General features: G+C 70.5%; 19 protein-coding genes. 7 read left to right on the forward strand and 12 right to left on the reverse strand.

Annotated elements, in window-relative coordinates; all coding sequences use genetic code 11:
• Nucleotides 1-3 precede the first annotated feature (3 nt).
• Nucleotides 4-1329 (forward strand): ABC transporter substrate-binding protein, encoded by a 1326-nt coding sequence (locus tag ACUKCB_RS22865; RefSeq protein ID WP_473037646.1) that lies wholly within the window; start codon nt 4-6, stop codon nt 1327-1329.
• Nucleotides 1330-2002: 673 nt separating this feature from the next.
• Here ACUKCB_RS22865 and ACUKCB_RS22870 read toward each other — a convergent pair.
• Nucleotides 2003-2935, reverse strand: a complete 933-nt coding sequence (locus ACUKCB_RS22870) for an alpha/beta hydrolase family protein (RefSeq protein WP_473037647.1) — start codon at nt 2933-2935, stop codon at nt 2003-2005.
• 436 nt (nt 2936-3371) lie between these two features.
• On the opposite strand from ACUKCB_RS22870, the gene ACUKCB_RS22875 reads away from it, so the two are divergent.
• Nucleotides 3372-4343: a TIGR03557 family F420-dependent LLM class oxidoreductase gene (locus ACUKCB_RS22875; protein WP_473037649.1), complete on the forward strand. Its 972-nt coding sequence runs from the start codon at nt 3372-3374 to the stop codon at nt 4341-4343.
• Nucleotides 4344-4361: 18 nt separating this feature from the next.
• On the opposite strand, the gene ACUKCB_RS22880 is transcribed toward ACUKCB_RS22875, so the two are convergent.
• The gene (locus ACUKCB_RS22880; protein WP_473037650.1) at nt 4362-5750 is read right to left on the reverse strand and encodes a cytochrome P450 family protein; all 1389 of its coding nucleotides are present in this window, start codon (nt 5748-5750) and stop codon (nt 4362-4364) included.
• A gap of 378 nt (nt 5751-6128) precedes the next feature.
• Here ACUKCB_RS22880 and ACUKCB_RS22885 point away from each other — a divergent pair, with 378 nt between their 5' ends.
• Genes ACUKCB_RS22885 through ACUKCB_RS22905 form a run of 5 tightly spaced genes read left to right on the forward strand, consistent with a single transcriptional unit; the run spans nt 6129 to nt 13487 of the window.
• Nucleotides 6129-7376 carry an SWIM zinc finger family protein gene (locus ACUKCB_RS22885; protein WP_473041109.1) on the forward strand — a complete coding sequence of 416 codons (1248 nt, stop codon included), beginning with the start codon at nt 6129-6131 and terminating at the stop codon, nt 7374-7376.
• A complete protein-coding gene (locus tag ACUKCB_RS22890) occupies nt 7373-8884 on the forward strand; it encodes a DUF5691 domain-containing protein (RefSeq protein ID WP_473037651.1) in 1512 nt (503 codons plus the stop codon). Before ACUKCB_RS22885 ends, ACUKCB_RS22890 begins: the two co-directional genes overlap by 4 nt.
• On the forward strand, nt 8885-10006 hold the full coding sequence (locus tag ACUKCB_RS22895) for an ATP-binding protein (RefSeq protein ID WP_473037652.1): 1122 nt from the start codon (nt 8885-8887) through the stop codon (nt 10004-10006).
• The gene (locus tag ACUKCB_RS22900) at nt 10006-12297 is read left to right on the forward strand and encodes a DUF5682 family protein (RefSeq protein ID WP_473037653.1); all 2292 of its coding nucleotides are present in this window, start codon (nt 10006-10008) and stop codon (nt 12295-12297) included. Before ACUKCB_RS22895 ends, ACUKCB_RS22900 begins: the two co-directional genes overlap by 1 nt.
• Nucleotides 12294-13487, forward strand: coding sequence for a vWA domain-containing protein (locus tag ACUKCB_RS22905; RefSeq protein WP_473037654.1), 1194 nt, complete (start codon nt 12294-12296; stop codon nt 13485-13487). The genes ACUKCB_RS22900 and ACUKCB_RS22905 overlap by 4 nt, the downstream gene beginning before the upstream one ends.
• A 57-nt stretch (nt 13488-13544) precedes the next feature.
• On the opposite strand, the gene ACUKCB_RS22910 is transcribed toward ACUKCB_RS22905, so the two are convergent.
• The 10 genes from ACUKCB_RS22910 to ACUKCB_RS22955 form a co-directional block, all read right to left on the reverse strand.
• Nucleotides 13545-14108, reverse strand: coding sequence for an NUDIX hydrolase (locus tag ACUKCB_RS22910; RefSeq protein ID WP_473037655.1), 564 nt, complete (start codon nt 14106-14108; stop codon nt 13545-13547).
• Nucleotides 14105-14725 (reverse strand): NAD(P)-binding domain-containing protein, encoded by a 621-nt coding sequence (locus tag ACUKCB_RS22915; RefSeq protein ID WP_473037656.1) that lies wholly within the window; start codon nt 14723-14725, stop codon nt 14105-14107. The genes ACUKCB_RS22910 and ACUKCB_RS22915 overlap by 4 nt, the downstream gene beginning before the upstream one ends.
• A complete protein-coding gene (locus ACUKCB_RS22920) occupies nt 14701-15258 on the reverse strand; it encodes a hypothetical protein (RefSeq protein WP_473037657.1) in 558 nt (185 codons plus the stop codon). The genes ACUKCB_RS22915 and ACUKCB_RS22920 overlap by 25 nt, the downstream gene beginning before the upstream one ends.
• 118 nt (nt 15259-15376) lie before the next feature.
• On the reverse strand, nt 15377-16138 hold the full coding sequence (locus tag ACUKCB_RS22925; RefSeq protein WP_473037658.1) for a GntR family transcriptional regulator: 762 nt from the start codon (nt 16136-16138) through the stop codon (nt 15377-15379).
• A gap of 4 nt (nt 16139-16142) precedes the next feature.
• Nucleotides 16143-16667, reverse strand: a complete 525-nt coding sequence (locus tag ACUKCB_RS22930) for a GntR family transcriptional regulator (RefSeq protein WP_473037659.1) — start codon at nt 16665-16667, stop codon at nt 16143-16145.
• Nucleotides 16668-16799: 132 nt separating this feature from the next.
• Nucleotides 16800-17249 carry a helix-turn-helix domain-containing protein gene (locus tag ACUKCB_RS22935; RefSeq protein ID WP_473037660.1) on the reverse strand — a complete coding sequence of 150 codons (450 nt, stop codon included), beginning with the start codon at nt 17247-17249 and terminating at the stop codon, nt 16800-16802.
• A 179-nt stretch (nt 17250-17428) separates the two neighbouring features.
• Nucleotides 17429-18130, reverse strand: coding sequence for a class F sortase (locus tag ACUKCB_RS22940; protein ID WP_473037661.1), 702 nt, complete (start codon nt 18128-18130; stop codon nt 17429-17431).
• 3 nt (nt 18131-18133) lie between these two features.
• Nucleotides 18134-18784, reverse strand: a complete 651-nt coding sequence (locus ACUKCB_RS22945; RefSeq protein WP_473037662.1) for a hypothetical protein — start codon at nt 18782-18784, stop codon at nt 18134-18136.
• Between the two features lie 585 nt (nt 18785-19369).
• Nucleotides 19370-19555 (reverse strand): DUF397 domain-containing protein, encoded by a 186-nt coding sequence (locus ACUKCB_RS22950; protein ID WP_191267758.1) that lies wholly within the window; start codon nt 19553-19555, stop codon nt 19370-19372.
• Complete coding sequence (locus ACUKCB_RS22955) at nt 19555-20403, reverse strand: helix-turn-helix domain-containing protein (protein ID WP_473037663.1); 849 nt, start codon at nt 20401-20403, stop codon at nt 19555-19557. The genes ACUKCB_RS22950 and ACUKCB_RS22955 overlap by 1 nt, the downstream gene beginning before the upstream one ends.
• Nucleotides 20404-20571: the final 168 nt, after the last annotated feature.

Below are 20571 nucleotides of genomic sequence, written 5' to 3' on the forward strand. Positions count from 1 at the left end.
ACCATGCGTACACGCAGTGGAACCCGGGCCCTTCTGGCCTCCGGGCTGGCCCTGGTCATGCTGGCCACCGCCTGCACCGGTGCAGGCGAGGTCACCGACGGCGACGCCGCCGACCTGGACGTCGCTCCGGGCGTCACCGACGACAGCGTCGTCATCGGCTCCCACCAGCCCCTGACCGGGCCGGCCGCGCCCGGCTACATGGCGGTCTCCCAGGGGGCGGCTGCCGTGTTCGACTACGTCAACGCCCAGGGCGGTGTGAACGGCCGGGAGATCGACTACCGGGTCGAGGACGACGCCTACGACCCGTCCCAGACCATCGACGTCACCCGTCAGCTGGTCATCGAGGACGAGATCTTCGCGATGGTGGGCGGCCTGGGCACACCCACCCACAGCGGTGTCCTCGACTACCTCAACGACGAGGGCGTCCCCGACATCTTCCCGGCCTCCGGCGCCCTGGCCTGGAACAACACCGAGGAGCACCCGCTCACCTACGGGTGGCAGACCGACTACACCAAGGAAGCGAAGATCCAGGGCGAGTACATCGCCGAGAACTTCCCCGACGAGGCCGTCGGCTACCTGTACCAGAACGACGACGTCGGTGAGGACTCCCAGGCGGGTCTCGACCAGTACCTCAGCGACTCGGTCGTGGCTCGGGAGCACTACGAGTCGGAGGTCCCCGACCTCAGCTCGCAGATCGCGGAGATGGAGAACTCCGGCGCGGAGGTGGTCGTCTGCTCCTGCATCCCCACCTTCACCGCGCTCGCCATGCTCGAAGCCGCCCGGATCGGCTACGAGCCCCAGTGGGTGGTCTCCAGCATCGGCGGTGACACCGCGACGCTGCAGGCGCTGCTGGCCGAGTTCACCGAGGGCTCCGACGCCGAGGACGTCCCGGCCGACGCTTTCCTCGACGAAATGCTCATCACGAGCTACATGCCGCGTGTGGAGGACGAGGAGGACGACTGGGGACAGTTCTTCATCGCGATCTACGACGAGTACGGTGACGGCGGCACCCTCACCAACACGCACATCTTCGGTATGACCCAGGCCGTCATGTTCGCCCAGGTCCTGAAGTCCGCGGGTGAGGACCTCACCCGGCAGGCCCTGATCGACGCCATGGAGACCCAGGAGTGGCAGGGGCCCGGCTACACGCCGTTCTCCTCCAGCGACGGCGACCACGGCGGGCACCAGGGCGTGTACGTCGTCCAGTACGAGGCGGGCGGCAACATCGAGATGATCCAGGAGGCCCGGGTGACCGACCGTGAGGGCGGCCCCATCGAGGAGGTCGACTTCGAGCGGCTCTCCCCGGAGGAGCTCCCCTTCCACGACTAACACGGTCACGACCGAAACGGTCACGACCCCGCCGGTGTCCTGGGAACACGGCGGAACACGAAACGAACGGCGGCCCGGATCCCTCCGGGCCGCCGCCGTGTGCGGGGCCATGAGCGGCACCGCGCACGGGGTCGGGCGGGGTGCCCGTCGTGCGGGCGGGGACTCCGCGTCGCCGTGGCTCCGCCGGGCGGCGCCTTCCGGACCGGTGCGCACGGCGCGCGATGCGTGCGGGGCGCGGTCCCCGCCCGGGGCGCGGTCCCCGCCCGGGGCGCGGTCCCCGCCCGGGGCCCTGGGGAGGTCGGGGCCCGGTGCGGAACGGAACTCCGGCCGAGGCCGGGTGGGGGCGGTGCCTTCGTGGGGCCACCTCCCCGGCGGCCCCGTCCCTCCGGTGCAGGTATCGATTGCTCGGGACCGGCTGGTCCCGAGCAGCAGGCCCCACCGTGTCCCACCGGTGTCCGGACCGTGCGGCCGAGTACGAAAGGCGCGGTGGAGCACGAGCAGAGCGGTGCGGGTACGGGGTGGGATGGAGTACGTACAGGATGGCTGAGCACGGAGGCGTGGCGGAGTACGCACAGCGCGGTGCGGGGGCGAGGACACGGCGGAACGCGAAAAGGGCGACGGCCCGGAGGGAGAAAGTCCCTCCGGGCCGTCGCCGTGTGCGGTGTCGGGGTGATCAGCCGCCGTGCGGGCAGGTGTCCCGGTAGTCGGAGAAGTCGGTGCCGAACCCGGTCCGGGGCGGCGGGCACAGGAACTGGTCGTAGCGCACGTCATCGTCCACGAACCGCTTCAGCCAGGAGATGCTGTACTTCGCGATGGTCGTGTTGGAGTAGTTCGGGGCGAAGTGGCTCGCGCCGCGCAGCTCCAGGTAGGCGCTGTCCAGGGACCTGTCCAGGCTCTCGTACATCGGGATCGAGTGCGAGCGGACCGAGGCCACGGAGTCGTTCTCGGCCCCGATGATCAGGGTCGGGGTGTCCACGCCGCCCCAGCGCTTCTGGGTGTGCCAGGGCGTCAGCGGGATCGCCGCGCGCAGCTCCGGCCGGTCGTCGGCGATCGCGAGGGTACCGCCGCCGCCCATGGAGTGGCCCATCACGGCCAGGCGGTCCTCGTCCACCATGCCCCTGACGTCACTGCGGTCGACCAGGTAGTCCAGCGCCGCGTCCAGCTGGCGGCCGCGGCTGTTCGGCTGGTCGTACCGCGTGTTGGTGTCGATCGTGAACACCACGAAGCCCTGGGAGGCGATGCGGTGCCCGTACCAGGACATGGACGTCGAGCTCGCGGTGTAGCCGGGCGCGATGACGACGCCGCCGTAGGTGCCCTCGTTGGTGTTGGTGGGGTGGTAGATGGTGCCGCCGCCGAAGCCGCTCACGAACGAGGAGACGCTGGTGGTGTCGGTGTCGAGATGACCTCGGGAGGCGGTGACGCTCCGCTCGGTCGGGTCCGGGCCGCGCTCGTGCGGGTTGGCGGCCTGGGCCGGGGCGACGACGGCGCCGGCGCCGAAGAGGGAGAGTCCGATGACCAGAGCGGACTTCGCGGCGACCGCGGAGAGCCAGGAGCGGCTTCGCGGGACCTTGGGGGAGACGGGGGAGGGGGGATTCTCTGTTCGCACGTCTTTTTCCTTTTCTCGTGCAGCGGGAATCCACGGAATTCGTTGTTTCCGCGGACCGGGGTTCCCATAAAGGGGGGTGACCGGAAAGTTCATGCTTCTCGGTCGTCCTTATGGGGCGTGGGTTCGACTATGAAGTCGATCGTGTGAACGTGCATCCGTTGAACCACCAGTGCTGATAACGCCCCTGTTCAGCATCGGTGAATAGCTGTGGATTCTCCGTGGGGGGTCGGTCACTCTGGGCGGCATGACTCGGAGATATGCCTGCTATGTCCCGTTATGTGACGGTTGGGTTGCTCCGGTGTTTCCCCTGACCCGCCCCCGGGCAGGGGCGGGGACGAGCCCGTCGAAACCTTGGAGTCCTGCGGCGGGGGACGACGGGAGAGCGACAGGACGGCCTCCGGTCCCGGAGGCCACGGCAGACCTGACGGGGGTCGGGATGAAGGTCGGCTACAAGCTGTTCGCCGAGGGCTACGGGCCCCGCGAGATCGTGGAGCAGGCGGTGCGCGCCGAACGGGCGGGCTTCGACTTCGTCGAGATCAGTGACCACTTCCATCCGTGGCTGTTCAGCCACCAGCACTCCGGGTTCGTGTGGTCGATGCTCGCCGCGATCGCCGAACGCACCGAACGGATCGGGCTGGTCACCGGGGTCACCTGCCCCATCCTGCGGATCCACCCCGCGATCGTCGCCCAGGCGGCGGCCACCACCGCGCTGCTCTCGGACGGCCGCTTCACCCTCGGCCTGGGCGCGGGCGAGCGGCTCAACGAACACGTGGTGGGCCGGGGATGGCCCAACGCGACCACCCGCCACGAGATGCTGCGCGAGGCGATCGAGATCATCCGCCTGCTGTGGTCCGGCGGTTACCACTCCTACGAGGGGCGGCACCTGGTGCTGGAGGACGCCCGGGTGTTCGACCTGCCGGAGGAGCCGCCGCAGATCGCCGTGGCCGCGGGGGGCGCCCGCGCTGCCGAGCTCGCGGCCCAGGCCGGGGGCGGGCTCTTCGCCACCGAACCCGACGCCGAACTCACCCGCGCCTACCACGAGGCGGGCGGCGCCGGACCCCGTTACGGCGAGGTCCCGCTGGCCTGGGCCCCGGACGACGACAAGGCCCTGGAATCCGCGCGGGAGCTGTTCCGCTTCGGACTCACCGGCTGGAAGGTGCAGTCGGAGCTGCCCAACCCGGTGAACTTCGAGGCCGCGACCGCCCTGATCGACTCCGGCGACATGGCCGACGCGTTCGGGTACGGCCCCGACCCCGAACGGCACCTCGCGGCGGTCCAGGGGTTCGTCGACGCGGGGTTCGACCACCTGGTCCTGATCAACGCCGGGCCCGACCCGGAGGGCTTCTTCACCTTCTTCGAGGAGGAACTGGCGCAGCAGATCTGCCGTATGGAGCAGGCCCTGAGGTGAGGCGGCCCGCCCGGGCGGTCAGCGTCCCAGGCCGCGCCACCAGCTGAGCAACCTCCCGAGCAGGTCCTCGGGGGGTTGCTCCTCCTCGGCCACGGCGGGGACCTGTGCCGTCTGCCGGGTCGGCACGGAACCGCCGCCGACCGGGCTGCCGGGGGTGAAGGTGACCGGCAGTTCCCGCAGCCCGCGCAGGAACGCGGAGGGCACCAGGCGCAGCTCCTCCGGGGGCACCGCGAGTCGGAGCCCGCCGAGCCGTTCCTGGAGCACGTCCACCGCGGTGGAGGCCACCAGGCGGCCCAGCCCCCGGGCCGGGCAGCTGTGCGGCCCGGCGCCGAACACCAGATGGGCGCGGCTTCCGACAGCCGCCCCGGTGCCGGGGTCGGCGGGACCGCGGCGTACCGCCGGGTCGCGGTGCGCCGCGTCGATCCCGACCAGCAGGGCGTCGCCCGCCCTGATCCGCGCCCGGCCGATCCGCACGTCCTGGAGTGCGATCCGTCCGGCCAGGATCTGGAAGGGGGTGTCGGTCCACATGACGTGGTCCAGCAGGTCATGGGTGGACAGGCGTGCGTCGGCGTGGGCGGAACGGATGCGGTCGTCGGTGAGCAGCGTCCGCATGGTATTGCCGATGAGGTGGGTGGTGGGCATGTGGCTGGCACTGACCATGAGCGCCGCCTGGTAGGCGACCTCGTCCGGGGCCAGCCCCACCGGGTGTTCGAGCATCCAGGTGGCCAGGTCGGGGCCGGGCTTGTCGGCCTTGCGGGCCACCAGACCGGCGAAGTACTGCTGCATGCGGGTGATCGCGTCGTCGGCGCGCGCCGCGTCCTCCCCGAACACGTCCGTGGTGAGGTCGCCGAGCATGTGCCCGTAGCTGTCGGGGAGCCCGAAGAGCCGGTTGACGACCAGGACCGGCAGCCGTCCGGCGTACTCACCGATCAGGTCGGCGCTGCCGGCGGCCGTGAACGCGTCCACCCGTTCGTCGGCGAGCCGGCGCACGGTGTGGGCGACCTCGGTCATGTCGATCCTGGCCAGAGCGTCCATGATGGGGGTGCGCAGCCGGGCGTGCTCGGCACCGTCCGCGTAGAGGGCGCTGGGGTGCCAGGACATCAGCGGGAGGGTCTTGGCGAGGTCGACGCGGCCCTCGACCGCCTCGCGCCAGTGCCGGGTGTCCCGGGAGAACAGGTGCGGCTGCTGGAGGAGGGTGAGGTTCTCCTGGTAGTCGAGCAGCAGCCAGGCGTGCACGCCGGGTTCCAGCTCCACCGGGGCCACGGGTCCGTGCTTTTCGCGCAGCCGCTCCCACAGCGCGTCGCGGCCGCTGGGCGGGGTGGTGCCGTACAGGCGGGTGACGTCGGCGGGGCAGCCCCGGGCGGAAGCGGGGGCGGTGTCCTCTTGGTCGTGCCGGGTCGTGGTCATCTCGGGTGCACGGACCCCCGGAACGGCGTTCGCGGGGGCCGCTTCCCTCCCTTCGAGGAGACGTGGCGCTGCCGTGGTGACGGGAAAGGGGAAGCGGGGCGCGTCGTGGCCGAAGTGGTGCGGCGGCCGGGGATCGGGCCGCCCTGATCGAGGCATTCTAGGTTTCCTGTCGACGCTTTTTCAACACGCGCCGACTATGGTCGTGACCCTTTTGTGCGGGATGTTTGTTTTTCTTTTCGGTCCCGCTCCGACCGGTGTCCCGAAGGCCCCGGATTGTCAGTGGTGCTCCCTAGGGTTATCCGTGTGAGCGATCGATGGAGTACCGACGAAGTCTGGGATCTGGCTCCGGACCCCTCATCCCGAAAGGCCGCACTCAAGGTGGCCGGGACCGGCTCGTGGCCCCGAAGCGGTGTGGTCCCCGCCGAAGGGGGCGGCACCTCGGTCGTCTGGGGCGAGTGCGAGGGGAGCGGGGCCAAGCCGTACCTGGCCGCGGCGCACCTGGACGGGGAGAAGGGCCCCGCCTACAGGTGCAGCTGTCCCAGCCGCAAGATCCCCTGCAAACACGTCCTCGCGCTGCTCGCGCTGTGGAGCCGGGGCGCGGTTGCCGACCGGCTGGACCGGCCCGAGTGGGTCGCCGCGTGGCTCTGCGCCCGCCACGCCCGTCAGGAACGCGCGGTGAACGGTGCCCCCGCCGCCCCGGTCGACCCGCAGCGGGCCGCGGCCACCCTCCGAGCCAGGGAACGCGCGGTCACCGCCGGCCTGGAGGAGCTTCGGCTGTGGCTGCGCGACCAGGTCGACGGCGGCCTCGCCGGCGCCCCCGAACTCGGCTACGACCACTGGGACCGCATGGCCAAACGCCTGGTGGACGCCAAGGCGGGCGGCGCGGCCTCCCTCGTCACCCAACTGCCCCAGACCGGCGGCGACCGCTGGCCCGACCGCCTCCTGGAACGCCTCGGTCTGCTGCACCTGCTGGTCGAGGGCTACCTCGCCGACGACGGCACCGACACCCGGTTCCGCGCCGTGGTGCGGTCCCGGGCGGGCATCAGCACCCGCACCGAGGAGGTCCTGGCCACCGGTGAGCGCGTCCGGGACACCTGGCGGGTCCTCGGCAGCCGGGACGGCCTCACCCCCGACGGCATGCGCAGCCGCCGCACGTGGCTGCGCGGGGCCGCCACCGGCCGCTGGGCGCTCTGTCTGACCTACGCCCGGCCCGCCCAGGCCCCGGACTCCCCGTTCCGGTGCGGCACCGAAACCGACGGAGAACTCGCTTTCCACCCGGACGGCCGCAGGGCGGTCCGGGTCGGCCGGACGCCCGAACGCCCCGCCTCACCGCCGCCCGGAGGCACCGTCGACCAGGCACTGGACTCCTACGCGGCGGCCCTGGCACAGGACCCCTGGCTGGAGGCCTGGCCCGTGGTGCTGGAGAACGCGGTCCCCGCCCGAGCCGACGGCTGGCACCTGGCCGACCCCACCGGGGCCTCCCTGCCCATGGACACCGGTGAACTGTGGCGGCTCCTCGCGGCCACCGGAGGACGCCCCGCCACCGTCGCCGCCGAATGGTCGCCGGGCACGGGACTGGCCCCGATGACCGTGTGGGACGCCGACGGAAAGGCCCTCGCCCTGTGAACTCTCCCGACACCCCCTCCTGGGACCGCCTGGTCTCCACCGCCCTGGTAGGCACCTCCCGCCGCCCCGTCCCCGACCTGCCCGACCTGCCCCGACGCCCCGGGGAGGGCGCCGCCGCACTGCTGGACCTGGCCGCCCTCGACACCGTGCGCACCCGCGCCGGGTACACCGCGCACACCGCCGAACCCGTCATCCCCGACGCACCCGACCCGCGCCCCGAGACCGGCCCCGCCGCCACCCGCCGACTGGACGCCATCCTCGTCGGCCGCCCCGAGCTCCTGCCCGAGTGGCTCTCCCACGCCGCCCGGTCCGGCCGCCGGGTCAGCCACACCCATATCCCCGACCTGCTCGAACGCGCCGCACGGGACAGCGGACTGCGCTCCGCCGTCGCCACCGTCGTCGGCGACCGGGGCACCTGGCTGGCCGGTTTCAACAGGACGTGGTCCTTCGTCGCCGGCGAACCCCTGCCCACCGACACCTACTCCGACGCGGCCTGGAACGACGGCACCCCCGCCGAACGCCGCCGGGCCCTCTTCGCCCTGCGCGCCACCGACCCCGCGGCCGCCCGGTCCCTGCTCACCGCCGCCTGGCCCCGGGAAAGCCGGGGGGAGCAACGGCGCGGCCTCCTCCAAGCCCTGGCGGTCAACCTCGGCCCCGACGACGGGGGCCTGCTCGACGCGGCCCTGGACGACCGGGGCGCCAACGTGCGCGGCCTCGCCCTGGCCCTGCTCACCCGGCTCCCGGACAGCGCCCACGCCCACCGGCTCCGCGGCCACCTGCGCGAACACCTGCGGCTCGACGTGACCCCGCGCTGCCCGGTGGAGGTCGTCCCCATCGACCTCCGGCGCACGGACCTGCTGCGCGACCTCGCACTGGTCGCACCGGGGAACCGGCCGCAGTCCCGCGACGAACGCTGGGAGCACAGCCGCGTCCTGGTCACGCACACCCCGCTGGACGTGTGGACCGGGCTGCTGGACACCGACCCCGCGGGCGTCCTGACCCTCGCCGAGCAGGAGCAGGACCTGTACGAGGCCCTCGCCGACGCCGCCTGCGTCCAGGCCGACCCCGACTGGACCCGGGCCGTGCTCGACCACCCCCGGTCCGGGCTGGCCCACCTGGTCCGCCACGGCACCCAGCACCCGGGGCGCCAGCGGTTGCGGGCGCTGCTCGCCCCGCTGCCCGTCACCGAACGGTGCACCCGGATCCTGGCCGCGATCGGCCCCGGGGAGGAACCCCCGCAACTGGGCGAGATCCTCCTCGCGATCGGCGCCCCGTGGACCCGCGAGCTCTCCGAGGAGGTCGTCCGCCGCCTGGCGGCCCCGGCCGAGCCGAACGGCCGACGCGACCCGCGCGGCTACCGACTCCTCTGCGAGGCCGCCGCCGGACGGATGCCGCCCGAACACCTCGACCTCCTACCCGGGGAACCACCCCGCGCGGAGGAGGAATCCGCCTACCTCCACCTCCGCAAAACCCTCCGATTCCGGCTCGACATGCACAGGGAGCTCTAGTTGACCACCTTCGCCGCCGCCCCCAACGGAGACCTCCGGTCCGGTTCCGCTCTGCGGCCCCACGCCGAGCAGACCTACGCCACCGAGCTCGAAGCGCTGGCCAAGGCCGACGACCGCCGGCGCCCCCCGGGGTGGCACCTGTCCCCGTGGGCGGTCACCCGTTACCTGCTGGGCACCACCCTGGACGACGGAACCGAGATCACGCCCAAGTACATCGGTTCCCGCCGGATCGTGGAGATCGCCGTGGCCACCCTGGCCACCGACCGCGCCCTGTTGCTCCTCGGCGTCCCCGGCACCGCCAAGACCTGGCTGTCCGAACACCTCGCGGCGGCGGTCTCCGGTGACTCCACACTGCTGGTCCAGGGCACCGCCGGGACCTCCGAGGAGGCCATCCGGTACGGGTGGAACTACGCCCGCCTGCTCGCCGAGGGGCCCTCCGAGGCCGCGCTGGTGCCCAGCCCGGTCATGACCGCCATGGCCCGGGGCTCCATCGGTCGCATCGAGGAGCTCACCCGGATGCCCTCCGACGTACAGGACGGGCTGATCACCGTGCTGTCGGAGAAGGCCCTGCCCGTCGCCGAACTCGGCATCGAGGTGCAGGCCCATCGCGGGTTCAACATCATCGCCACCGCCAACGACCGCGACCGCGGCGTCAACGACCTGTCCAGCGCGCTGCGCCGCCGGTTCAACACCGTGGTGCTGCCGGTCCCGGACAGCGCCGAGGACGAGGTCCGCATCGTCACCCAGCGGGTGGAACAGCTCGGCCGCTCCCTCGACCTGCCCGAGGTGCCCACCAGCCTCACCGAGATCCAGCGGGTGGTCACCGTCTTCCGTGAACTGCGCTCCGGCGTCACCGAGGACAGCACCACCAGGGTCAAGTCGCCCAGCGGCACCCTCAGCACCGCCGAGGCCATCTCCGTGATCACCAACGGGATCGCGCTGGCCGCCCACTTCGGCGACGGACGGCTGCGTCCCGCCGACGTCGCCGCCGGCATCCAGGGTGCCGTCGTCCAGGACCGGGTGTCCGACGGGGTGGTCTGGCGCGAGTACCTGGAGACCGTCGCCCGCGAACGCGAGGGATGGGGCGACTTCTACCGGGCCTGCCGGGAGGTGGGCGCCTGATGGCAGGACCCCGACCGGACACCGCGAAGGTGAGTGTCCTGGGCGTACGCCACCACGGCCCGGGTTCGGCCCGGGCCGTGCGGGCCGCCCTGGCCGAACTCGAACCCGACATCGTGCTGATCGAGGGGCCGCCCGAGGCCGACGCGATCACCTCCCTGGTCGGCGGACTGCAGCCGCCGGTGGCGCTGCTGGTGCACCTGGCGGACACCCCGAAGGCGGGCACGGTCCGTTCCCGGGAGGGCTGGGGCTTTTGGCCGTTCGCGTCCTTCTCCCCGGAGTGGGCCGCCCTGGTCCACGCGCACGGGGACGGTGTGCCGGTGCGCTTCTGCGACCTGCCCGCCGCCCACACCATCGCCGAGCGGATCGCGCGGGCGGAGGCCGCCGAGCGGGCCTCGGAGGAGGGACCGGAGGCCGCCGACCAGGCTCCGAAGGAGACACCCCGGGTCCGCGCCGACCCGCTCGGGGTGCTCGCCGAGGCCGCCGGGTACGACGACGCCGAACGCTGGTGGGACGACGTCGTCGAACAGCGCGGCGACGGCGAACCCTCGCCCTTCCCCGCGATCGCCGACGCCATGGCCGCCGTCCGCGCCGACTCCGGGCCCCAGACCGTGCGGGACGCGCGCCGCGAGGCGTACATGCGCCGGACGCTGCGCTCCGTGCTCAGGGAGGGGTACCAGCGGGTGGCCGTGGTGTGCGGGGCCTGGCACGCGCCCGCCCTGCGCGACCTGGCCGACTACCGGATCAAGGACGACACCGCGCTGCTCAGGGGGCTGCCCAGGGTCAGGACCACCGCCACCTGGGTGCCGTGGACGCACGGGCGGCTCGCCGCCGCCAGCGGGTACGGCGCCGGGGTGCGGGCGCCCGGCTGGTACCACCATCTGTTCACCGCCCCCGACCTGCCGGTCCACCGGTGGCTCACCGAGGCTGCCCGGATCCTGCGTCAGGAGGGCCAGCCGGTCTCCTCCTCGCACGTCATCGAGGGGGTACGGCTCGCCGAGAGCCTCGCGGTGCTGCGCGGACGCCCGCTCGCCGGGATCGACGAGGTGTCCGAGGCGGTCACCGCCGTGCTCTGCGAGGGCGAACGGACCCGGGCCGCCCTGGTGCACGGGCGGATGGCGGTCGGTGAACGGTTGGGTTCGGTCCCCCCGGACACGCCCATGGTGCCGTTGCAGCGCGATCTCGTGGCCGCGCAGCGACGGCTCCGCCTCAAACCCGAGGCCTTCGAACGCGACCTCGACCTTGACCTGCGCAAGGACGGCCAGCGCGAACGCAGCGTCCTGCTGCACCGGCTGCGCGTGCTCGGCGTGGAGTGGGGTGTGCCGCGCGCCTCCGAGGGCGTCGCCCGGGGCACCTTCCGGGAGTCCTGGCGGCTGTGCTGGGACCCCGACATGGACGTGGCGCTGATCGAGGCCGCGCCGTGGGGGACCACCGTCGCCGCCGCCGCGACCGCCAGGGCGGTGGAGAGCGCCGCCGACGCCGAACTCCCCGACCTGACCGCGCTCACCGAACAGTGTCTGTTCGCCGAACTCGACGGGGCGCTGCCCGAGGTGCTCGCCCGGCTCACCGACCGGGCCGCCACCGACAGCGACATCACCCACCTGATGTCGGCGCTGCCGCCGCTGGCCCGCGCGGCCAGGTACGGGGACGTGCGCGGCACCGACGGCGCCCGGCTGCGCACCGTCGCCCGGCGGCTCCTCGCCCGGGTGTGCGTCGGCCTGGCCCCGGCGGTGCGCGGGCTGGACGACGACGCTGCGGCCGTGTTCACCAGGGCGATCGACAGCACCCACCACGCCGCAGGCCTCCTCGGCGAGGGCACCCAGGACTGGACGGAGGCGCTGGAGGCACTGGCCCGCCGGGAGAGCGTCCCGGGCCGGATCGCCGGCCGGGTCAACCGGATCCTGGCGGACGCGGGCCGCACCGGCCCCGAGGAGCTGCGCGCACGGCTGGGGCTGGCGATGTCGCCCGGCACCGAACCCACCCGCGCCGCGGCCTGGCTGGAGGGATTCCTGCAGGGCAGCGGGCTGGTCCTGGTCCACGACGAGCGGCTGCTCGAACTCGTCGACACCTGGCTGCTGGGCTTGCCGGAGGACCGGTTCACCGCGGTCCTGCCGCTGCTGCGCAGGACCTTCGGGGCCTTCGGTGGCCCCGAACGCCAGGAGATCGGCGAGGCCGTGACCAGGGCCGACGGCGGGGCGGCGACGCCGTCCCGCACCCGCCGTCCGATCGACACCGAGCGCGCGGCCCCCGCCGTGGCGGCCGTGACGGCACTACTGGACAGGAGCGGCGGATGAGCGCGGTGGCGACGACGGAGGGTTCCGCGGTGAGTGAGAGGGCCCGTCGCTGGCGCCTGGTCCTGGGCCGGGAGTCGCGGTGCGCGACCCTGTCCGGTACCGACCAGGCGATGGATTCGGCGCTGGAGGCCCTGTACAACCGCGGTGACCGGGTCCCCGGGGTGGGTCGTCCCGACTCGGACGAGCGGGGGGCCGACCTCAGCGGTTCGGCGCCCCGGGTGTCCCGGTGGCTGGGTGACATCCGGGAGTACTTCCCGTCCTCGGTGGTCCAGGTGATGCAGTCCGACGCCATGGACCGGCTGGGCCTGCACCAGCTCCTGTTGGAACCGGAGATGATGGCGGCGGTCGAACCCGACGTGCACCTCGTGGGCACACTCCTGTCCCTGAACCGGGTGATGCCCGCCGAGGCTCGGGAGAGCGCCCGGGCGGTCGTCCGCACGGTGGTTGACGACCTGGAGAGGCGGGTCGCCCAGAAGACCCGGTCGGTGGTTCGCGGAGCGATCGACCGGACCGCCCGCACGCACCGCCCGCGCAGGGTCGCCGACATCGACTGGAACGCCACGATCCGCCGCAACCTGGCGCACTACCTGCCCGAACACCGGACGGTGGTCCCGCAGACCCTGGTGGGGCACGGCCGCCGCAGCCGGGGCGTGCACAAGGACGTGGTGCTGGCCATCGACCAGAGCGGTTCGATGGCCTCCTCGGTGGTCTACGCCAGTGTCTTCGGGGCCGTCCTGGCCTCGATGAGCACCCTGAGGACGTCCCTGATCGTCTTCGACACCGCGGTCGTGGACCTGACCGACCAGCTCACCGACCCCGTCGAGGTCCTCTTCGGCACCCAGTTGGGCGGTGGTACCAACATCAACAGGGCGATCGGCTACGGACAGGAGCTGATCGACCGCCCGCAGGACTCGATCTTCGTGCTGGTCAGCGACCTGTACGAGGGCGGTGTCCGGGAGGAGATGCTCCGGAGGGTGGCGGCGATGAGGTCCTCCGGGGTCCAGGTGGTGGTGCTGTTGGCCCTGTCCGACGAGGGGGCGCCCTCCTACGACCGCCGGAACGCCGCCGCCCTGGCCGAACTCGGCGTCCCGGCGTTCGCCTGCACCCCGGATGCCTTCCCGGAGCTGATGGCGGCGGCCATTCAGGGCCGGCCGCTGGACGCCTGGGTCGAGAAGCACCTGGACGAGTAGGGGAGCCGGTTTCTACCACCGGGCGGGGCCGGACCCCCTGCGGCCCCGCCCGGTCCCTCAGCTGCTTCGGGCGGCAGCCAGGTACTGGGAGACCTTGCCCGCCAGACGTGCGGAGGGCAGTTCTGCCGGGGAGCGCCACGCATGGTCGCTGACCTCCTCAGCCTGGAGACTGACCTCGCCGCCCGAAGCCCGGTACAGGTAACGGAAATCGAAGTGCCAGTGCTCAGGCTCTCCCTTGGCCGGGTTCTCCGGGATCCGGTGGATGTCCAGGTCCAGGGGGACCAGTGCGTCGACCGCCGTGACTTCGTCCGGGGGGAGGCTGGTCTCCTCGGAGAGTTCGCGCAGGGCCGCCTCCTGGAGGTCGCTGTCCTCCGGCTCCAGGTGTCCGCCGGGCAGAAGCCACGTGCGCAGCGCGTTGTGGTGGATCAGCAGGGCCCGGTCCTGTTGGTCGAGGACAACCGCGCCAGCGGTCGCGTGCCCTGTTCGGAACTCCTTGTGTGAACTGAGTTCGTGCTCGGCCCCCAGTGCCTGCCTCAACAGGCGGGTGCCTTCGGTTTCCTCCGGGAACCGGTCCAGATAGCGGTCCAGGACGGTTCGGACGTGGGAGTTCGGAATGCTCACAGTGCTCCAGTGAAGTGGGCGAGCCAGCTTGCCGCAATCGATTCGCGGATGTCCGCGGGAAGTTCGTGATGTCCCGGCTCGTGCTCGCGCTCGACGAGTAGCGCCACCGCTGCCAGGATCTCGGCCTGGACCAGGAAGATGAACGCCCCCACGCTGGCGCCGTGCAGGAAGTTCACGGCGTTGCCGTCGTTGAGGACGTAGAAGTAGTGGCCGGTGCGGGAGTAGCGAATGACGTTGGGTCCCATCTCTTTCCGGGCGTAGGCGGCTTGGACGGCGTCGAGTTCCATCTCGTCGTCGGAGGAGGTCACTGACGCGATGTAGGCCCCGTTGGGGATGTGCTCGAAGTCGGAGCGGCGCAGAGCCAGGTTGCCCGTCGCCCCAATCACGATTCCCGCACCGCTCAGTGCCTGGTTCAGGGAGGAAGCGGTCTGGAAGCCCTGGGACATCGCGTGTGTGAGTTTGACCGGATCCGTGTCGTAGACGGTGACCCGGACGTTACGGGCATGCAGCATGCCCGCGACAGAGGAGCCCAGTTTCCCGAAGCCGATGACAGTGGCGCCCCTCCCATAGAGGATGTCACCGCGTGAACGGATCAGGGCTTCGGTCGAGAACACCACCGAGCTTCGGTCGAGAACACCACCGACTGCCCAACCAGGAAGTCCTCAGGGGGCTTGAGCGGTAACCTGGCGACGCTGTAGATCGGGCAGGGCGGCTTGCCGTGTTCGAGGTAGCGCCGATGCCCGTTCTCGGTGTCCTCCACCACGCCAAGGATCTGTCCGGAGAAACGATCACACAGTTGGGGGAGTGCTGCGGCGAAGTAGCCGCCTACGTCGAGGAGTACGAGGCGCTCTCCCGGAGCCCTGGATTCCAGGTAGGCGAGTGCCTTGTCAGGTGAGGCGAACGCGGTGCGGTCCAGATGATCGCAACGCCACCGGCCACTCACTTCGTTGTACGCGGCTGTGTTGATGCTCTTGGGCTTGGGGAGCGCGGAGCGCAGGTCGGTGATCCGGGCGAGTGCCTCCAGGAAAGTCGGACGTTCGGGCAGAAGGTGGGTGATCACCACGGACGCGGGCTTGCCCATGGGTGCGGTGCCATTGGCCGTCCGGGTGAAGTAGTCGGCGATCTTCGTGCGCTCGAAGTCTTCCAACACAGCGACGCTCCTGGGATTAGGGGGTGGTCCCAGGACAGTTCTACCAAACTACCTTGCTACATAAACCATCAAGGTAAAGATGGGTTGGAAGCCCCCACAGGTCGCCGAGGTCCGTCGGTCAAGTGATGCTGTCCCGGTACACCAATTCGTACCGGTGGCCACCTTTGACCAGTACGGAAGCCTCCACGGGGCGAGCATTGTCGGTGTATACGGTGCGCAGTGTGCGCAGAACCGGGACATCGTCCGGCAGCTCCAGGGCCTCGAACTCCCCGGTGGTTGAAAGGCGGGCCGACACGCGGTCGATGTGCTCCCGGGGAGGGAAACCCAGCGCGGCGAGTAGAGCTGGAGAGCCGCCCCGGATGCGAGCTCTGCCCTCCAAAGCGCTGCCCTCGGCAATGCTGAGGGGGTAGTAGTTCCAGGCGAGTTCGGTCGGTTCGTTGTCCAGGGACAACAGTTGGTGGCGGAGAACAGCGCTCTCGCCCGGGGCGAGTTCGAGTGCTTCGGCGATCTGGCCCGGTGGCTCGACTCGTTCGACCCGAAGAAGAGTCGTTGAACCTTTCTGCCCCCGTTCCCGGGCGTGCTTCAACCAGGGGTGGGCCCCACCGGCTCGGGGTGCTCCGAGGTAGGAGGCAACCTGGATACCCAGAGGTGGTTCAGGTCGGACGAACACCCCGACGCCCGGTTTGCCGAGGACGAACCCCTCGCCTTTGAGCACCTGGAGTGTGCGCTGCACGGTTTGACTGGTGACCTCGTAGCGCTCCATGAGTTGTTGGGTCGTGGGGAGCCGTTCTCCGGGTTGCAGGACTCCCGACATGATCGCGGTGCGCAGTTCGGCAGCGATCTGCTGGTGTCTGGGGCGGGTGTCTGTCTTCCTTGCCATGGTTCTAGTCGACCAGCCAGTTGTAGCGGAGATGACGTCCTTCGGGGCGCATGACCATCCGTGAGACCTCGAAGGGGCGGCCCTCCCGGTCACAGGTGATGCGCAGCAGGACGAGGGCCGTGCTGCGCTCGGGGAGGTCGAGCGCGGTCGCTTCCGCTGGGGTGACGGGGCGCGCGCATACGTCTTCGGTGACCTCGTGCGCCACGTAGCCGAGTTCGGCGAGCAGGGTGGGTGCGCCACCGCGCACCTTGCGCTTCTCCGCGAGGGCGGTGCCTGATGCGACAGTGAGCGGGTAGTAGGAGTCGGTGAGTTCGACGGGGACGCCGTCGAAGAGCATCAGCCTGCGGCGCACGGTGACGCGCTTCTGCTTCAGTGCCTGAAGGACGTCGTCCGGCGCGTCGACCTCAGCTACCTCCAACAGGCGCTGGGTCGCGTGCGTCCCTTGCGCGGTCCACGGGTCGGATCCGCCGTTGCTCTGGGCCTTGACGTAGGAAGCCGAGTCGTCATTCGGAGCTGAGGGGGTGGACATCTCGCCTCCGTGGCTCTGGTCCTTGGTGCCTGAGGTGGCAAGGTCATATGCAGTGCCACTGTACGCACGGAGCTTTCCCTGATGCTGCCGGAGGCGGTCTTGTCTGGAGCGTTGATGACGACGAAGGGCATCTCAGTCCAGGCCCAGTTCCCGGTTCATCTCGGACAGTTCGTCTGCGGCCTCACGGCGGCGCTGATCGTCTCTGCGCATGTACTCCATCAGTGAGGCTGCCCGGACCCGGCGATGGGTGCCGACCTTGCGGTAGTCGATCTCCTCGGCTTGGAGCAGGCCGATCAGGTGGGGCCGCGAGACGTTGAGCATGTCCGCGGCCTGCTGGGTCGTCAGTTCGGCGTGATCCGGAACGATGGACACTCCCCGCCCGGCTGCCATGTGCGTGAGTACGCCGACCAGCAGCTCGACAGCCGCCCGAGGGAGCAGGAGCTTTTCCTGGCTGTCCTCGACGATCACGGGGACAGGCGTCAACGCCTCCTGGTGCTCGTCCAGATAGCGGCGGATCTGGGGCAGGGCGCTTTCGGCTGCCTGGATCTGCTTGCTGTCCGGGTGTGAGGACAACACGGCCATGGTTCCTCCTCTTCGCTCGGTCCAGCAGTAGATACCCAATCTATAGTCGCATTATTCGAAACAAGCGAAGTAAACGCAAGATAGCTGGTGCTGTTCCTGCGCCTTGGCCCTGCCCCCGACCGGACCAGTGCATCGCCCGGCGGCACCCCCCACCGTCGCTGAAACGGGGTTTCCCGCCGCTACCCCGAAGGCGTCCCCGGTTGGTCGTGTTCGGCTGTGAGCCGGGCGTAGACGATGACGTTGTCCGTGTAGTGCCCGGTGGCCGCGTCGAAGCCGCCACCGCAGGTGATGAGCCTCAGCTCGGGCTGGCGGGTGTCCTCGTAGACGCTGTCGGTGGGAAAGGCGTCCTTGGGGTGCGATTCGACGGCGTACACGGTGAACTCGGCGCTCGTGCCGTCGGCGCGGCGCACGCTCGCCCGGTCGCCGGGGCGTAGTCCGCCCAGTCGGTGGAAGACGGCGGGGCCGTCCACGGAGTCGAGGTGCCCGGCCAGGACGGCGGGGCCCGTCTGGCCCGGGGCGGCACCGCGGGCGTACCAGCCGACCGCCTGCCATTCCCGGGGGGCTTCGAGGCGGCGGTCCGGGGTGAGGCCGAGCTCGACCAGGTGTGTGGTGTGCAGTTCGATCGCCGGAATGGTCAGGGCCACCGGGGCGGACCTCGGAAGGGGAGCGACGTCTTCGGTGCCGCTCGGTGGGTCGGTCGGGCTCGGGGCGATCGAGGGTTGGGCGGGCCCGGTCGCTGCGACGGGGGGTCGGGGGAGGCTCTGTTCCTCCGTCATCCCGAGTGTCAGCAGGACGGTGCCGATGCCGGCACACGCCACCGTGACCGCTGCGGTGATGATGCTTCCGCGGCGGCCACGACTGGGTCGAGAGTGTCGGCCCATGGGTCAGCCGTTGTGGCCCAGTCTCCGGGTGAGGACGAACCCGCCGACCGTGGCCGCGGCGAAGGCGCCTCCTGCGCCGAGGAGCCAGGCGTCCGGCGACCCGTTCGCGGTTCCGCCGCCACCGGTGTCCACACCACCGACCGGTGCCGTGTCCTCGTCCTCGACCATGGTCTCGCCCTCGTCGTCGGCCATGGTCCCGTTCTCGTCGTCCGTCGCGGGCTCGTCGCCGTTGTCGGAGGTCGAGTCGGTGTCCTCCTCGTCTTCCGGCGGGGCAGTGCCGTCGTCGAAGGTCTCGCAGCCGATGCCGTCGCCGTCGGCGTCGAAGTTGTGCGGGTCGCCTTCGCTGACCTCGAAGTCGGTCTCGTCGACGTCCGCGCAGTCCAGGTCCGGCGGCGGTGCCGGAATCGAGCCTGACGGAGCGGAGCCGTTCCCGCCATTGGTTTCGCAGCCGATGCCGTCGCCGTCGGCGTCGAAGTTGTGCGGGTCGCCTTCGCTGACCTCGAAGTCGGTCTCATCGATGTCCGCGCAGTCCAGGTCCGGCGGCGGTGCCGGGATCGAGTTTTCGGCCATGGCCGGGGCGCCCGCTCCCAGAGCGAGTGCGGCGCCGCAGGCCAGGGTCGCGGCAGCGGTCGTTGCGGTGTGGGCCAGGTTCATGTGCCCCCCTCGTGATCTCGGTGGATCCTGCGGCCAGGCACGCGCTCACCCAGGACGCTCGGCGCCACGAACAGCTCAACAGGACATACACCCACGAATGATGCGATTCGTGACATTCCCGACACGCTATGCACCAAAACTCGCTGTTGCAGGTCAGCGTCGTGTCCAAAGAGGGTCTTCCGCCTGGGCGGCGACCTGGACCGCAGTGGAGCCTCGGCGTGTCGTTCCGGCCGTGAGGAACATCCGAATCTGGCTCAGGGGAAGAGTTGGCTCGGCCGTGTGACGGCGTTGGTGGAGCGATCGCTCCCGGACTGACCGGAGCCGTTGTCGGCGTGAGCTCGGCCGTTCCCGAGAGTCTCGCTCGTAGTGCGGTGCTCGCGGGTTCAGGACTGCACTCGGGGCAAGATCAGCACGGCAAGGGACGCGCCTGACGCCTCCTTGCGGTTGCCGCGCTGGTCTGCCAGCCAGATGTAGGGGAGGTGCCGTCGTGCCGCTGTGCGCACGCAGCCGATCGAGCGGTGCCGGAGACACCTCGGCCCCGGGGGGGCCCTGTGGGGGCGCGGGGATGCCGGGGCCGGTCGTGTGTCAGTGCTTGGCGGTGCGGAGGAAGGCCTCCCACTCGCTGCCTGAGAAGAAGAGCGCCCCAAGCTCACGGTGTCTGGTGTCGCGGACAGCCGTGACCAGACCCTCCGCGACCTCGACACAGTTGTTGGCCCCGGCACTGTAGGTGCTCTTGTGCCAAGCTGCTGACGCCCGTTTCTGCTGAGACATCAGCGGGCCCCCTCGTCCAGTTCTCGGATGCGTTCCTCTATGCGAGTTATGCTCTCACGCTTGCCGAGGGCAGCCACTTGGAGTTTGTTGAAGACGAGTTCGTACACGCCAGTGTGTTGAGGGCGGTCCCAGAAGTCGGAACTGGTGAGGTCCTCCAGGTAGACATAGGTCGCTTCCACCTCGTCCAGGCGTAGAAGCGTGAACCCGGTCCCCATGGCTGCGTGCTCGCCTGAGGAGTAGGGGAGAATCTGGAGGTCAATGTGGGGCTGGCGGGCCAACAGACGCAGGTGCTCCAGCTGTTCTCGGAGGGTGTCCGAGCCGCCGACGGTCCGCATCAGAGCACCCTCGCCGAGGATGAGTCCTACGTTGGGAGGGTTCTCTTGGGAGAGGACGGAGGCTCGGCTCAAACGTCCTTGCACCACGTGACTGATGTCGGCCGGTGCGATGGTGACCGACGTGGAGCAGACAGCCTCGGCGTAGGCCTGAGTTTGGAACAGGGCGGGGATGAGCTCCTCGTAGAAGATCTTCAGGTCGGTGGCGTCCGCTTCCATGCTGACGTAGCCGCGGGCGAAATCGACCACTTTGCCGTATGAGCCGCGCTTGCGGGCTGAGGTAGCCAGATCGCGGAAGGCCCCAGCCTCCTCACCGGTCAGCCCGAACAGCTTTGTGAGCTTGTTGCTCTCAGCGCTACTCAGCGTGCTGTAGCCGAGTTCGATCTTGCTGACCTTGGGTGTCCCACATCCCAGAGCCTTTGCGAGATCTTCCCTGGAGAGGCCTGAGCTCTCCCTGAGTCGCCGGATCTCACGCCCCAGTTGGAGCCGTAGAACCCGTGGCCCTGGGTTCACCATGACTCACTCACCTGTCTCTAGAATCCGCTTTGTCCAGTTCATTCTTCCAGCCTGGTGGCCTGATTCAGTGTAAGTGGAATTTCCACTTGACTTTCAACTGGCAACACTGTCTTCTGTTCTCAGTGAGTATCCCACCAGTTCTGGCACGGTGTTGGGCGCTCAGCGAGA

It is taken from the genome of Nocardiopsis moroccensis (genome assembly GCF_055763695.1).

Bases quoted from the DNA above. Each gene is read 5' to 3' on its own strand.
- ACUKCB_RS22865 (WP_473037646.1), top strand. From the start codon at position 4: ATGCGTACACGCAGTGGAACCCGGGCCCTTCTGGCCTCCGGGCTGGCC.
- ACUKCB_RS22875 (WP_473037649.1), top strand. From the start codon at position 3,372: ATGAAGGTCGGCTACAAGCTGTTCGCCGAGGGCTACGGGCCCCGCGAG.
- ACUKCB_RS22880 (WP_473037650.1), bottom strand. From the start codon at position 5,750: ATGACCACGACCCGGCACGACCAAGAGGACACCGCCCCCGCTTCCGCC.
- ACUKCB_RS22900 (WP_473037653.1), top strand. From the start codon at position 10,006: ATGGCAGGACCCCGACCGGACACCGCGAAGGTGAGTGTCCTGGGCGTA.
- ACUKCB_RS22905 (WP_473037654.1), top strand. From the start codon at position 12,294: ATGAGCGCGGTGGCGACGACGGAGGGTTCCGCGGTGAGTGAGAGGGCC.
- ACUKCB_RS22925 (WP_473037658.1), bottom strand. From the start codon at position 16,138: ATGGCAAGGAAGACAGACACCCGCCCCAGACACCAGCAGATCGCTGCC.
- ACUKCB_RS22930 (WP_473037659.1), bottom strand. From the start codon at position 16,667: ATGTCCACCCCCTCAGCTCCGAATGACGACTCGGCTTCCTACGTCAAG.
- ACUKCB_RS22935 (WP_473037660.1), bottom strand. From the start codon at position 17,249: ATGGCCGTGTTGTCCTCACACCCGGACAGCAAGCAGATCCAGGCAGCC.
- ACUKCB_RS22940 (WP_473037661.1), bottom strand. From the start codon at position 18,130: ATGGGCCGACACTCTCGACCCAGTCGTGGCCGCCGCGGAAGCATCATC.
- ACUKCB_RS22945 (WP_473037662.1), bottom strand. From the start codon at position 18,784: ATGAACCTGGCCCACACCGCAACGACCGCTGCCGCGACCCTGGCCTGC.
- ACUKCB_RS22950 (WP_191267758.1), bottom strand. From the start codon at position 19,555: ATGTCTCAGCAGAAACGGGCGTCAGCAGCTTGGCACAAGAGCACCTAC.
- ACUKCB_RS22955 (WP_473037663.1), bottom strand. From the start codon at position 20,403: ATGGTGAACCCAGGGCCACGGGTTCTACGGCTCCAACTGGGGCGTGAG.